Source organism: Cellulomonas telluris, assembly GCF_004886325.1.
In the GTDB taxonomy this organism is placed as follows: Bacteria; Actinomycetota; Actinomycetes; order Actinomycetales; family Cellulomonadaceae; genus Cellulomonas; species Cellulomonas telluris.
On sequence record NZ_QXFN01000002.1, the window covers coordinates 82,752 to 94,763 of the forward strand.

The 12,012-nt window shown below is 77.3% G+C and carries 10 protein-coding genes and 1 tRNA gene; 8 read left to right on the forward strand and 3 right to left on the reverse strand.

Features of this window, described 5'->3' with window-relative positions; all coding sequences use genetic code 11:
• Positions 1-181: 181 nt before the first annotated feature.
• Complete coding sequence (locus FB586_RS05735) at positions 182-604, reverse strand: VOC family protein (RefSeq protein WP_136518391.1); 423 nt, start codon at positions 602-604, stop codon at positions 182-184.
• Positions 605-705: 101 nt separating this feature from the next.
• Between FB586_RS05735 and FB586_RS05740 the strand changes: the two genes are divergently transcribed.
• Entirely contained in the window at positions 706-1,698 is a 993-nt protein-coding gene (locus FB586_RS05740; RefSeq protein ID WP_136518392.1) for a helix-turn-helix transcriptional regulator, read from the forward strand.
• A 49-nt stretch (positions 1,699-1,747) separates the two neighbouring features.
• Here the strand turns inward: FB586_RS05740 and FB586_RS05745 are convergent, their stop codons facing one another.
• Entirely contained in the window at positions 1,748-2,869 is a 1,122-nt protein-coding gene (locus FB586_RS05745; protein WP_136518393.1) for a hypothetical protein, read from the reverse strand.
• Positions 2,870-2,950: 81 nt separating this feature from the next.
• On the opposite strand from FB586_RS05745, the gene FB586_RS05750 reads away from it, so the two are divergent.
• From FB586_RS05750 to FB586_RS05780, 7 genes are all read left to right on the forward strand, one after another.
• Positions 2,951-3,379, forward strand: a complete 429-nt coding sequence (locus FB586_RS05750) for a GNAT family N-acetyltransferase (protein WP_246036546.1) — start codon at positions 2,951-2,953, stop codon at positions 3,377-3,379.
• 370 nt (positions 3,380-3,749) lie between these two features.
• Positions 3,750-4,799: a putative endonuclease domain-containing protein gene (locus tag FB586_RS05755; protein ID WP_136518395.1), complete on the forward strand. Its 1,050-nt coding sequence runs from the start codon at positions 3,750-3,752 to the stop codon at positions 4,797-4,799.
• Positions 4,800-4,895: 96 nt separating this feature from the next.
• Positions 4,896-5,909 carry a Gfo/Idh/MocA family protein gene (locus FB586_RS05760; RefSeq protein ID WP_136518396.1) on the forward strand — a complete coding sequence of 338 codons (1,014 nt, stop codon included), beginning with the start codon at positions 4,896-4,898 and terminating at the stop codon, positions 5,907-5,909.
• A gap of 108 nt (positions 5,910-6,017) precedes the next feature.
• A complete protein-coding gene (gene tmk, locus FB586_RS05765; RefSeq protein ID WP_136518397.1) occupies positions 6,018-6,713 on the forward strand; it encodes a dTMP kinase in 696 nt (231 codons plus the stop codon).
• Positions 6,710-7,846 (forward strand): DNA polymerase III subunit delta', encoded by a 1,137-nt coding sequence (locus FB586_RS05770; protein ID WP_136518398.1) that lies wholly within the window; start codon positions 6,710-6,712, stop codon positions 7,844-7,846. The genes tmk and FB586_RS05770 overlap by 4 nt, the downstream gene beginning before the upstream one ends.
• Before the next feature lie 112 nt (positions 7,847-7,958).
• Positions 7,959-9,482: an alpha/beta hydrolase gene (locus FB586_RS05775; protein WP_136518399.1), complete on the forward strand. Its 1,524-nt coding sequence runs from the start codon at positions 7,959-7,961 to the stop codon at positions 9,480-9,482.
• 126 nt (positions 9,483-9,608) lie between these two features.
• Positions 9,609-9,681: transfer RNA gene (locus FB586_RS05780), tRNA-Thr, on the forward strand.
• Between the two features lie 77 nt (positions 9,682-9,758).
• Here the strand turns inward: FB586_RS05780 and helR are convergent.
• Positions 9,759-11,909, reverse strand: coding sequence for an RNA polymerase recycling motor ATPase HelR (gene helR, locus FB586_RS05785; protein ID WP_136518400.1), 2,151 nt, complete (start codon positions 11,907-11,909; stop codon positions 9,759-9,761).
• Positions 11,910-12,012: the final 103 nt, after the last annotated feature.

A 12,012-nucleotide genomic window follows, 5' to 3' on the forward strand; every position in this document is an offset into this window, starting at 1 on the left:
CGGGTCGGTCGGGGGGATCTGCCGGACCGGCGCAGGCCCGCCGACCCCGTCCGGTCCCGAGCGGTGGGACGACGCGGGGCCGAGGCGCGTGTCCCGCACGTCCGGGCGCCCGGTGGGCGCACGAACGCGCGGGTGGTCGTGCGTCCGGGCCGGGTCAGCCCTCGTGCGCGACCAGGCCGGGTCAGCCCTCGTACGCGACCGCGACGTCGAGCACCCACGTCACGCCGAAGCGGTCGACGAGCATCCCGTACAGCGGCGCCCAGCCGGCCGGGCCGAGGTTCTGCACGACGGTCGCGCCGTCCGCGAGCGCGTTCCAGTACCGGGTGATCTCCTCCGCGTCGCTGCCGCGGACGGACACGAAGAACGGGTTGGCGCCCCGCTCGTAGGGCAGGCGGCCCGGCACGTCGTACGCCATGACGTGGAAGCCGTCGGGGGAGACGACCTGCCCCCACATGACCTGGTCGGCCTCGGCCGGGTCCTGGGCGGCGTGCGCGTCGGCGTAGGTGACGACGGTGACGTCGCCGCCGAACACGTCGCGGTACAGCGCGAGGGCGGCGCGGGCGTCGCCGCGGAAGTTGAGGTGCGTGGTCGTGGTGACGGACATGGGTCTCTCCTCGGGTCGGACGGCCGTGGCCGTCGGTGTCGCGACGACCGTAGGAAGGATCGGTGCCAGTTCCTGACCGCGATGACGGGCACACTCGGCGCATGGCCGTCACGAGCTCGCGGACCCTGCGCCTGCTGTCGCTGCTCCAGCAGCGCCGGCACTGGTCGGGCACCGACCTCGCCGACCGGCTGGGCGTCTCCCTGCGCACGCTGCGCCGCGACGTCGAGCGGCTGCGCGAGCTCGGCTACCCGGTGGACGCGCAGCCCGGCGTCGCCGGCGGGTACGCGCTCGCCCCGGGCGCCGCGCTGCCGCCGCTCGTCCTCGACGACGAGGAGGCGGTCGCGCTCGCCGTCGGGCTGGGCGCCGCGGCGTCGACCGGGGTGGCGGGCCTCGCCGAGCCGTCGGTGCGGGCGCTCGCCAAGGTGGTGCCTGTCATGCCGGCACGCCTGCGCCGGCGGGTCGACGCGCTCCGGGCCGTGACGGTGCCCGGGACGTGGGGCGCGGGCGGCGGTGGCGCCGGTGCGGCGGCCGACGTGCTCACGGCCGTCGCCCTCGCCTGCCGCGACGGCGAGCGCCTCGCGTTCACCTACACCGCTGCGGACGGCGTCCGCACGGACCGCACCGTGGACCCCTACCGGCTGGTGCCGCTCGGCTCCGCCTGGTACCTCGTCGCCTGGGACCCGGACCGCGCCGACTGGCGCGTGTTCCGCCTCGACCGCGCGGACGCCCCGCGCGGGACCGGACGCCCGTTCGCGCCGCGGCCCCTGCCGGCCGACGACGTCGCCGCGTGGGTGCGCGAGCGCGTCAGCGGCGGGCCGCAGCGGTGGCGCGTCGAGGCCGTCGTCGAGGCGTCCGCCGCCCAGGCGCGCCGGCGCGTCCCGTGGTGGCTGTCGGTCGAGGACGAGCCGGGCGGGCGCTGCCGCGTCCGACTCGACGTCGACGACCTGCTGTGGGCGGCGACCGCGCTCGGCCTGGTCGGCGCGCGGTTCACGGTCGTCTCGCCGCCGGAGCTCGTGGCGACGCTCGAGGAGGTGGCCGGCCGGTTCGCGGCGGCGGGACGCGCCGGTGCGGCGGCGGCGCCCGACCCGGCGTGACGCAGGCGCGGGAGGACGAGACGCGGGGGAGCGCCCGCTGGCGCGGCCGTCAGGGTGCCGCCGGACGCCAGAGCGGCTCACCGCCGCGGTCGCGCCCCATCTCCCAGCGTCGTCCCGGCGTCGCGGCCGGCTCGACGTCCGTCAGCCAGTACGTCCGGTCCGGGTCCCACCCGGCCAGCACGGTCGCGAGGTCGTCGTCCACGGGCACGGCCCGGCCGGCGGTCGTGAGGTACCCCGCCACCGTGACGTGCACCGCGTCCGCCTCCTGCGCGACGCGCGACCAGTCCGGCAGGCACCAGCGCCCGTCGCGGCCGGTCACGCGGAACCAGTCGTGACGGCGCCCGGCCGTGACCTCGAGCGGGTGGCGCCGGCACAGGTCGGCCCACGCGTCGGGGCCGTCGACCTCCAGCACGCGCGCCCCCGTCGGCACCACCACCCGGCGCACGTGCGCCTCCTCCCACCCCGCCCCGTCCTCGACGCACCACAGGCCGAGCGGGCCGTCCGCGCCGAGCGCCCGCGTCGTCGTCGTGAGCCGCGCGAACGCGGGGACCGACCACCACGAGCCGGTGTGCGGGGCGCGGACGTCGGACGGTCGGTCCCCGCGGGCGCGCTCCTCGTCGGCGACCTCGTCCGCACGCCACCGCGCCAGCCAGGCGGCCGCGTCGCCCTCGACCGGCGGCGCCGGCGACGCGTGCGGGAGGTCGACCACCCACTGGTCGTCCCGCGGAGCCGGCGACGACCACCACGCCGTCGCCGGGTCCGTGACCAGCTGCGCCGCGACCCGACGCAGCGCGTCGCGCACCGGCGGCGTCGCCGCGAGGACGTCCTCGCCGTCCGGCTCCTGCCAGTACCGGGCGTGGTCGACCGCGTGGACGAGCGCGAGGAGCAGCGTGCGCGCGTCGAGCCCGGTGAGCGGGACCTCGTCGAGGAGCGCGGCGACCGCGGCGGGCGACGGGTGCGGCAGCTCGGCCTCGTCCACCCGGCCGGCCGACCACATCCGGACGAGCGAGCGGCCGGCGCCTGGGTCGAGGTGGTAGCCGGCGTGGAACAGGGCGTCGCGCAGGGGCTGCGCGTCGTGCCCGGGGTCGAGCTCGGCGGCGGCCCGCGCGACCGCCAGGCACAGCCGACGCCCGCGCGGGCCGGCGAGCAGCGCGTCGGGGTCGAGGTCCATCCCGCCACCCTAGGGATGCCGCCGACGACGGGTGCCGGCCGGGTCCCCCTCGTCCCGGGTGCCGGCGCCTACCCTGGCCGCGTGCCGCTGCCCGCCCCGTACCGTCTGGTCGAGGGGCCGCCCGACGTCGCGTCCTACCTCGACCTGCGCCGCCTCTCGGGCCTGACGCCCCGCACCCCCGAGCAGGCCGCCGCCGCGCTGCCCGGCGGGTGGGCGGCCGTGCACGTGGTGGACGGCGGGGGCCGTCCCGTCGGCATGGGCCGCGTGATCGGCGACGGCGGCTGGTACTTCCACGTCGTCGACATGGCGGTCCTGCCCGAGCACCAGCGCCGCGGCCTGGGCGACGCGGTCCTCACATGGCTGCTCGACCGCATCCGCACGTCGGCCCCGCCGGGGGCGTACATCACGCTCCTCGCCGACGAGCCGGGCCGCCGCCTCTACACCCGCCACGGCTTCGTGGAGACGGCCCCGACGACGATCGGCATGTGGCTCCCGCCTCCGACGCCCTGACGCCGGCCCTCGCCCAAGGCCGCCCCGCCGGCGGCAGGCGCCCGCCCGGTGCCTGGACGACCGACACCTCCGGCCGTCACGTCCCGTACCCCGAGATGCGCACGCGGCGAGCCGCGCGACGGTGCGACCTCACGGCCGGCAGGCCCCACGAAGGCGCGGCGCGTCACCTGGGCGTCCCGCGCTGTGGGACCAGGAGTGGGACCAGGAGATGTTCCCGGAGGTGCCGTGGGTGACGGGGCGGCCAGCGGGTGACGGGGTCGGCCGGCGGGTCGGTCAGCGAGCCGTCCCCGGCCCCGCCGGGCCGCACCTGTGTCCCGAGATCCGGCACGTTCCGGTTCGCGCCGGCACGCCGCCGCGGTGCGATGCGCTCGTGCCCGCTCCCGCTCCGTTGCCCCCGACGCTCCTGCGGCTCGCGCGCACCCAGGAGTGGCTCCTCTCCGCCGGGCAGTGCGACGCGGCGGGCGTGGGTGCCGGTCGACGGGCCGCGCTGCGACGGGCGGGGGCGCTCGCGGTCTCCGTGCGCGGGGTCGACCAGGTGCTCCGGCTCGCCGACGGTGCACCGGTGCCGGTCGCCGGAGGCGACGAGACGGCCGCGCGGCGGCGACGCACGGCCTGGTCCGCCCTGCTCGCGGCCGGTGTCGAGCGCGCTGTCGCGACAGGCTGCTGCGCGCTCGCGCTGCACGGGGTCGACGGCCTGCCGGTCGACGTCGTCAGGGAGGTGGCCACGCTCCCCGGCGCGTCGCACCGGCTGCGCGGGGGCACCCGTGTGCGCACGCTCGCCGCGTCCGAGCGCGCACGGGTCGGGACCGTCGGCGCCGCGCGCGTGGTCGACCCCGTCACCGCACTCGCGCAGGCGGTGCCGGAGCTGACGCGCGAGCACGCCGTGGCGGTCCTCGACTCGGCGCTGCAGCGCGGGCTCGTGCGCGAGGACGAGCTCGCGGACGTCCGGGCGGTGGTGCGTGGACGACGGGGCGCCGCACGCAGCGCGTCGTGGTGGGACCTCGTCGACGGACGCGCCCAGTCGCCGCTGGAGACGTGGGCGCGGCTCCAGTGCCGGGACGCGGGCGTGCCGCCGCACGACCTCCAGGTCGCCGTGCGCGACGCGACCGGACGGACGATCGCGCGGGGCGACCTCGGGTGGTCGCTGCCGGACGGGCGGCTCCTCGTGCTCGAGGTCGACGGCGCCGGACCGCACAGCGCGCCGCGAGCGCTCTTCCGGGACCGGGAGCGGCAGAACGCCGTGGTCGCGACAGGCGCCCTGGTGCTGCGGGTCGCGGCACGCGAGGTGCACGCCGGGGCGGTCCCCTCCCTGGTGGTGCCCCACCTCGGCGCGGCGCCCGCCATGCGGGACGGCGCCGGCACGAGACGCAGGTCCGTGCGGCCCGCGGCGCGTCACCCGCACCGGACGGGCGGTTCGTGAGGCGCCCGTACCGGCATGCGGACGCGCCCCACCGCGCCGTCACCGACGTGCGGCGTCACCCGGACGTGCGTCCGTGCGGGCCGCTAGGTTGGCGCCATGGCTCGTACCGAGGACCCTCGTTCCGCACCGTCGATCCGCTGGGGCATCCTCGGCGCCGGCAACATCGCCTCGACGTTCGTCCACTCCGTCCGGGAGTTCACTCGCGCACAGGTCGTGGCCGTCGGGTCGCGGCACCGCGACCGGGCGGAGCGGTTCGCCACGGCGCACGGCGTGCCGACGACGCACGTCGGCTACCGGGAGCTCGTCGAGGACCGGCAGGTCGACGCGGTGTACGTCGCGACCCCGCACTCCGAGCACCGCGAGCACGCGCTGCTCGCGATCAGGGCCGGCAAGCACGTGCTCGTCGAGAAGTCCTTCACGCGCAACGCCGCCGAGGCGGAGGAGGTCTTCGCCGCGGCGGAGGCCGCCGGGGTGTTCGTCATGGAGGCGATGTGGACGCGCTTCCTCCCGCACGTCGCCGCGCTGCACCAGGTGATCGAGGCCGGCGAGATCGGCGACATCGTCAACATCCGCGCCGACCACGGGCAGTACTTCCCGTTCGACGCGAGCAGCCGGCTGTACGCGCCCGAGCTCGCCGGCGGCGCGCTGCTCGACCTCGGCGTCTACCCGGTGTCGTGGGCGCACGACTTCCTGGGCGTGCCGACGGGGGTGCACGCGTTCGGGCAGCTCACGTCGACCGGCGTCGACGGCCAGATCTCGATGGTGCTCGAGTACGGCGACCAGGTGCAGGCGACGCTGCACACCACGATGTGGTCGAAGACGCCGACGACCTCGTCGATCTCCGGGACGGAGGGGTACATCCGCGTCGCGGGCAGCTTCTACGGGCCGACGCAGTTCCGCGTCGCGCGGCGTGACGGGCGCGAGTGGACGTTCGAGCAGCCGTACGCGCGCGGGCTGCAGTACGAGGCCGCCGAGGTCGCCCGGCGGGTCGCCGCCGGGGACACCGAGAGCCCGCGGATGTCGTGGCAGGGCACGCTCGAGGTGATGCGGACGATGGACGAGGTCCGCCGCCAGATCGGCGTCGTCTACCCGGGCGAGGACACGGCCTGACCCGTCGGCGGCACGTCACCACGCCCCGGCGCCCCCACGGGTGCCGGGGCGTACGTGCGCCCCGGGGCGACGGACGGGAGTGTCCGGGGCGGGCGCTAGCCTGACGCGGTGACCCAGCAGCCCGTCCCCGGCGCACCCGTCGGGGTGTTCGTCTCGTTCGAGGGCGGCGACGGCGCCGGCAAGTCCACGCAGGTCGCGCTGCTCGGGCACCACCTCGCCGAGCTCGGCCGCGAGGTCGTCGTGACGCGCGAGCCGGGCGGCACCCCGCTGGGCCGTGAGCTGCGCCAGGCGATCCTGCACGGCGAGGACCTCGACCCGCGCACCGAGGCACTCCTGTACGCGGCCGACCGCGCGCACCACGTGGCGAGCCTCGTCCGTCCGGCCCTGGAGCGGGGGGCGGTCGTCCTCACCGACCGGTACCTCGACTCGTCGGTGGCGTACCAGGGCACGGGGCGCGGTCTCGGTGCGGCGGAGGTCGAGGAGCTCTCCCTCTGGGCGACGTACGGGCTGCTGCCGCACGTCACGGTGCTGCTGGACCTCGACCCGGCCGTCGGGCTCGCGCGCCTGACGGGCGACCCGGACCGACTCGAGTCCGCCGGCGACGCGTTCCACCGCCGCACGCGGCAGGCCTTCCTCGACCGCGCCGCGGCCGACCCCGGTCGCTGGCTCGTGCTCGACGCGACGCAGCCGGCGGACGTCGTCGCCGCGGCGGTGCGCGAGCGGGTGGTCCCGCTGGTCGAGGGCACGGTCCCGGAGCGCCCGGCGGCGGTGGCGCCGGCCGCCGGGGGAGGGGCGGGCGCGTGAGCGTCTGGGACGACCTGGTCGGGCAGGAGCCCGCGGTCGCAGTGCTGCGCCACGCCGTCGAGGACCCGTCGGCGATGACCCACGCGTGGCTGCTCACCGGCCCGCCGGGGTCGGGGCGGTCCAACGCGGCGCGCGCGTTCGCGGCCGCGCTGCAGTGCGAGGCCGGCGGGTGCGGCACGTGCCACGCGTGCACGACGGTGATGGGGGGCACGCACCCCGACGTGACGCTCGTCGCCACCGAGGGCGTCTTCATCCGCGTCGACACCACCCGGCCCCTCGTGGAGCTCGCGCAGCGGGCGCCGTCGCAGGGCCGCTGGCGCGTGATCGTCGTCGAGGACGCGGACCGGTTCAACGAGCAGAGCGCGAACGTGCTGCTCAAGGCGGTCGAGGAGCCGCCGGAGCGGACGGTGTGGCTGCTGTGCGCACCCGGTCCGGAGGACGTGCTCGTCACGATCCGCAGCCGCAGCCGGTCCGTCGCGCTGCGCGTGCCCCCGGTCGAGGCGGTCGCGGAGCTGCTCGTCCGGCGGGACGGCGTCGACCACCGCACCGCGGTCGTGGCCGCGCGCGCCGCCCAGAGCCACGTCGGGATCGCGCGACGCCTGGCCCGCGACCCGCAGGCGCGCGAGCGGCGAGCCGCCGTGCTCGGCATCGCGACCCGCGTGCGCGGCGTCGGGGACGCGGTGCTGGCCGCCGGCGAGCTCGTCGAGACGGCGCAGGCCGACGCCAAGGCCGCGACCGAGGAGCGGGACGCCGCCGAGAAGAACGCGCTGCTGCGCTCGCTCGGCGCCGAGGGGGCGACGACCGTCCCGCCCGCGCTGCGCGGACAGCTCAAGGCGCTCGAGGAGGAGCAGAAGCGGCGGGCGACGCGCGCGCAGCGTGACGTGCTCGACCGCGCCATGGTGGACCTGCTGTCGCTGTACCGCGACGTGCTCGTGGTGCAGCTCGGCGCGGGGGTCGACCTCGTCAACGTCGAGCAGGAGGACGCCGTCCGCACGCTCGCGGCCGGCTCGACGCCCGAGCAGACGCTGCGGCGCATGGACGCCGTCGGGCAGGCGCGCACGCGCCTGGCGGGCAACGTCGCGCCGCTGCTGGCGGTCGAGGCGATGGCGATCGCGCTGCGCCCGCAGGGCTGACCGCCGCCCCACGGACGGGCGGCGGACGTCCCGTGACGACCGCGCGGGGGGCTCGTGCGGACGGGCGACCGCACGGGCGAGGGCGTCCGTGGTGCGGGATACCGTAGGCGCCATGCCGACGCCCTCCTCGCTGCGCCGGTCCGCCCTCGTCGTCCTGGTCGCCCTCGTGCTGGCCGCGTGCACGCCGGCGCCGCGGCACCAGGCCACCGCCCCCACGTCCGGCGCCGCCTCGGCGAGCGAGGGCGTCGACCCCGCGCTCGCCCCGTTCTACGAGCAGCAGCTCGAGTGGAAGGTGTGCGGGTCGCAGCAGTGCGCGGAGGCGACGGCGCCGCTGGACTGGTCGCAGCCGGAGGGCGAGACGATCACGCTGGCGCTGCGCCGCGTCCCGGCCACGGGTGACCACGTCGGGTCGCTGCTGCTCAACCCGGGCGGGCCGGGCCACTCGGCGATCGACTTCCTGCCGAGCTTCCAGCAGCTCGTGAGCGCGCAGGTGCGGGCCGCGTACGACCTGGTGGCGTTCGACCCGCGCGGCGTGGGCGCGTCGTCCCCCGTCACGTGCGTCGAGCCGGCCGAGCTCGACGCCCTCACCGCGTGGGTGCCCGACTTCGGCACGGACGAGGGCATCGCGGAGGCGGTGCGGCGCAACGCCGAGTTCGGGCGGGCGTGCCTGGAGCGGACGGGGCCGCTGCTCGGTCACGTCGACACCGTGAGCGCGGCCCGCGACATGGACGTCCTGCGCGCGGTGCTGGGCGACGACGCCCTGACGTACCTCGGCTACTCCTACGGCACCGACCTCGGCGCGACGTACGCGGCGCTGTTCCCGCAGCGGGTGGGCCGGCTCGTGCTCGACGGCGCGCTCGACCCGACCCTCGACTCCGGGGAGGTCGCCGCCGGGCAGGCGGCCGGTTTCGAGAGCGCGCTGCGGGCGTACGTCGCGGACTGCCAGGCGGCCTCCGGGTGCCCGTTGCGCGGCGACGTCGACGACGGCCTGGCGCAGATCTCCGAGCTGTTCGACAAGATCCGCGCCAACCCGATGCGCACGCAGACGGACCGCGAGCTGACCGTCTCGCTCGCCTTCAGCGGCGTGGCGACGCCGCTGTACGCGCAGCAGTCGTGGCCGGTGCTGACGCAGGCGCTGACGTCGGCGTTCGCGGGCGACGGCACGGCGCTGCTGCAGCTGGCCGACCAGTACTACAACCGTCAGCCCGACGGCACGTACGCCACCAACCAGAACGAGGCGTTCACCGCGATCCTCTGCCTCGACGACCGCGCACCCGCCGAGCCCGAGGCGATGCGCGCGGAGGCGGAGCAGATCGCCGCGGTGGCGCCGACGGTGGGCGAGTTCTTCTCCTACGGCGGGGCGGCCTGCGCCGACTGGCCGGTCCCCGAGGTCGGCGCGCTCGACTCGTACGCCGCCGAGGGTGCCGCCCCGATCCTCGTCGTGGGGACGACGAACGACCCGGCGACGCCGTACGCGTGGTCGCAGGCGCTGGCGGACCTGCTGTCGTCCGGCGTGCTGCTCACCTACGAGGGCGAGGGGCACACCGCGTACGGCCGGGCGGGGTCGTGCGTGCAGGAGACGGTCGACGCGTACCTGCTCACGGGTGCGGTCCCCGAGGAGGGCGCGCGCTGCTGAGCCGGGCCCGGGCCGGCGACCGTGGTCCGCGCCACCCCGCACGGAGTTGGGAGTCGGGCGGGGGGCCGGGTACAGTGGGCGCGCTCGCCGTTGCGGTGCGGCCCTCGGGCCCGTCGTCACGTCGGCGCCGCCTTAGCTCAGTCGGCAGAGCGTCTCACTCGTAATGAGAAGGTCTGGGGTTCGATTCCCCAAGGCGGCTCGCGCACGAAGGCCCCGCACCGGATCACCGGGCGGGGCCTTCGCCGTCCCGTGGACGACGCGCGCCCGCCGGCGCCGTCAGCCGCCGGTCAGCACCACCAGCTGCCGGGTCGCGCGGGTCATGGCGACGTACCGGTCGACCGCGCCCTGCACCCCGCCGCCCCACGACGCCGGGTCGACGAGGACCACCAGGTCGAACTCGAGCCCCTTGACGAGCTCCGGCGGCAGCGAGCGCACCCGCCCGTCCGGCCCCGCGTACCCCGGCGCGCCGACGACGCACGCCGTCCCCTCGGCGTGCTCGGCGAGCCAGCCGGCGACGACGGCGTCGAGCTCCGCGACCGGCCCGTGGACGACCGGCGGGCCGCTGCGCACCGACGTCGGCACCGTGACGTCGGGCAGCACCGCGCGCACCTCCCGCTCGGCCTCGGCCATCACCGGTGCGGGCGTGCGGTAGCCGACGGTGAGCGTCGCGACGCGGACGCGGTCCAGGCCGACGCGCGCGAGCCGCTCCTGCCAGGTGCCGGTGAACCCGTGCCGCGCCTGCGCGCGGTCGCCGACGACGGTGAGGCTGCGCGACGGGCAGCGGGCCAGCAGCATCAGCCACTCGGCGTCGGTGAGCTCCTGCGCCTCGTCCACGACGACGTGCGCGAAGGGCCCGGCGAGCGGGTCGGGGTCCGCGGCGCTCCCGCGCGCCCCCGTGAGCAGCGCCGACTCGAGGTCCGCGCCGCGCAGCATCGACATGACCTGCATCTCGGTGCCGTCGCTCGCGACGAGGTCCGCGACGACGTCCGCGCGGCGTGCGCGTTCCGCCTCGACGGCCGCCGCCTCCCGGCGCGCACGCCGGGACGCCTCCGGGTCGCCGAGGCGGTGACGGGCCGCGTCGAGCAGCGGCAGGTCCGACACCGTCCAGGCGCGCGGGTCGGGGCGCTGCAGCAGCCGCACCTGCTCGGGCGTCAGCCACGGGGCGCACAGGCGCAGGTACGCGGGGACCGACCAGAGGTCGGCGACGAGGTCGGTGGCGTCGAGGAGGGGCCACGAGGACCCGAGCGTGCGCAGCAGGTCCCGGTCCCGGCCCAGCGCGCGCCGCAGCGGGGCGGCGGGCACGTCGTCGCCGTCGGCGTACCGGTCGACGAGGGCGTCCAGCAGGGCGTCGAGGACCTGGTCGCGCGCCTCGTTGTGCGGCGTCCCGGGCTCGACGGCGTCGAACGCCTCCGCCCAGTCGGCCGCTCCGACGGGGACGTCGGCCCACGGCGTCCCGACGAGGAGCCGCGTCGTCGGGGGACGCTCGGAGAACCGGACGGCCGGCTCGACCGCCCGCACCATCTCCGCCGACGCCTTGAGCGCCGCGACCTGCGGGTCCGGCTCCTCGACCGCCGTCGTGCCCTCCGGCACGAGGTCCCGCAGGGTGCAGGTGCGGACGCCCTCCTCACCGAGGCTCGGCAGCACGTCGGCGACGTACGCGAGGTACGGCTCGTGCGGCCCGACGACGAGCACGCCGCCGCGGCGGTGCCCCAGGCGGGGGTCGGAGTGCAGCAGGTAGGCGGTGCGGTGCAGCGCCACGACGGTCTTGCCGGTGCCCGGTCCGCCGTCCACCACGAGCGCGCCGTCGGACCCGGCCCGGACGATCGCGTCCTGGTCGGCCTGCAGCGTCCCGAGGACGTCGCGCATGCGCGGGGAGCGGGCGGCGGCGAGCTCGGCGAGGAACGCGGACTGGTCGTCCAGCGCGGCGTGCCCCTCGAGCCCCTCGGGCGTGAACACCTCGTCCCAGTAGTCGCGCACGCGCCCGCCCGCCCACCGGTAGCGGCGCCGGCTGACCAGCCCCATGGGTTCGGCGTGCGTCGCCCCGAAGAACGGCTCGGCGGCGGCGGACCGCCAGTCCACGAGCAGCCGCCGGCCCTCGCGGTCCGTCAGCCCGAGCCGACCCACGTACACCGGCGCGGACCCGTCCGCGGGGACCATGCGGCCGAGGCAGAGGTCCGCCCCGAAGCGGCGCAGCGTGCGCAGCCGGGCGCCCAGCCGGCGCACCTCCTGGTCGCGCTCGACCGCCTGCCCACCGGGGCCGGCGGGGGCGCGGCGCGCGGCGGCGAGGCGGTCGGACAGGTCCGCGACCGACTGCGCGACCGCGTCGGCCACGGCGGCGAGGTGCTCCTCGTCCTGCGCGACGAGGGCCGGGCCGGCCTTGGGGGCCAGCCGGTCGGGAAGAGCGAAGACGCTGGTCAGGGGGTGCATGGCGGCGCTCCGATCGGGTCGAGGCCGGCCATCCTCGACCACGGCGGGGGCCTTGCCGCAAGACCCCCGCTGCGCTATACGTTGAGAGTGGCGAGGAGACGTG

Bases quoted from the DNA above. Each gene is read 5' to 3' on its own strand.
- FB586_RS05735 (WP_136518391.1), bottom strand. From the start codon at position 604: ATGTCCGTCACCACGACCACGCACCTCAACTTCCGCGGCGACGCCCGC.
- FB586_RS05740 (WP_136518392.1), top strand. From the start codon at position 706: ATGGCCGTCACGAGCTCGCGGACCCTGCGCCTGCTGTCGCTGCTCCAG.
- FB586_RS05745 (WP_136518393.1), bottom strand. From the start codon at position 2,869: ATGGACCTCGACCCCGACGCGCTGCTCGCCGGCCCGCGCGGGCGTCGG.
- FB586_RS05760 (WP_136518396.1), top strand. From the start codon at position 4,896: ATGGCTCGTACCGAGGACCCTCGTTCCGCACCGTCGATCCGCTGGGGC.
- FB586_RS05775 (WP_136518399.1), top strand. From the start codon at position 7,959: ATGCCGACGCCCTCCTCGCTGCGCCGGTCCGCCCTCGTCGTCCTGGTC.
- helR (WP_136518400.1), bottom strand. From the start codon at position 11,909: ATGCACCCCCTGACCAGCGTCTTCGCTCTTCCCGACCGGCTGGCCCCC.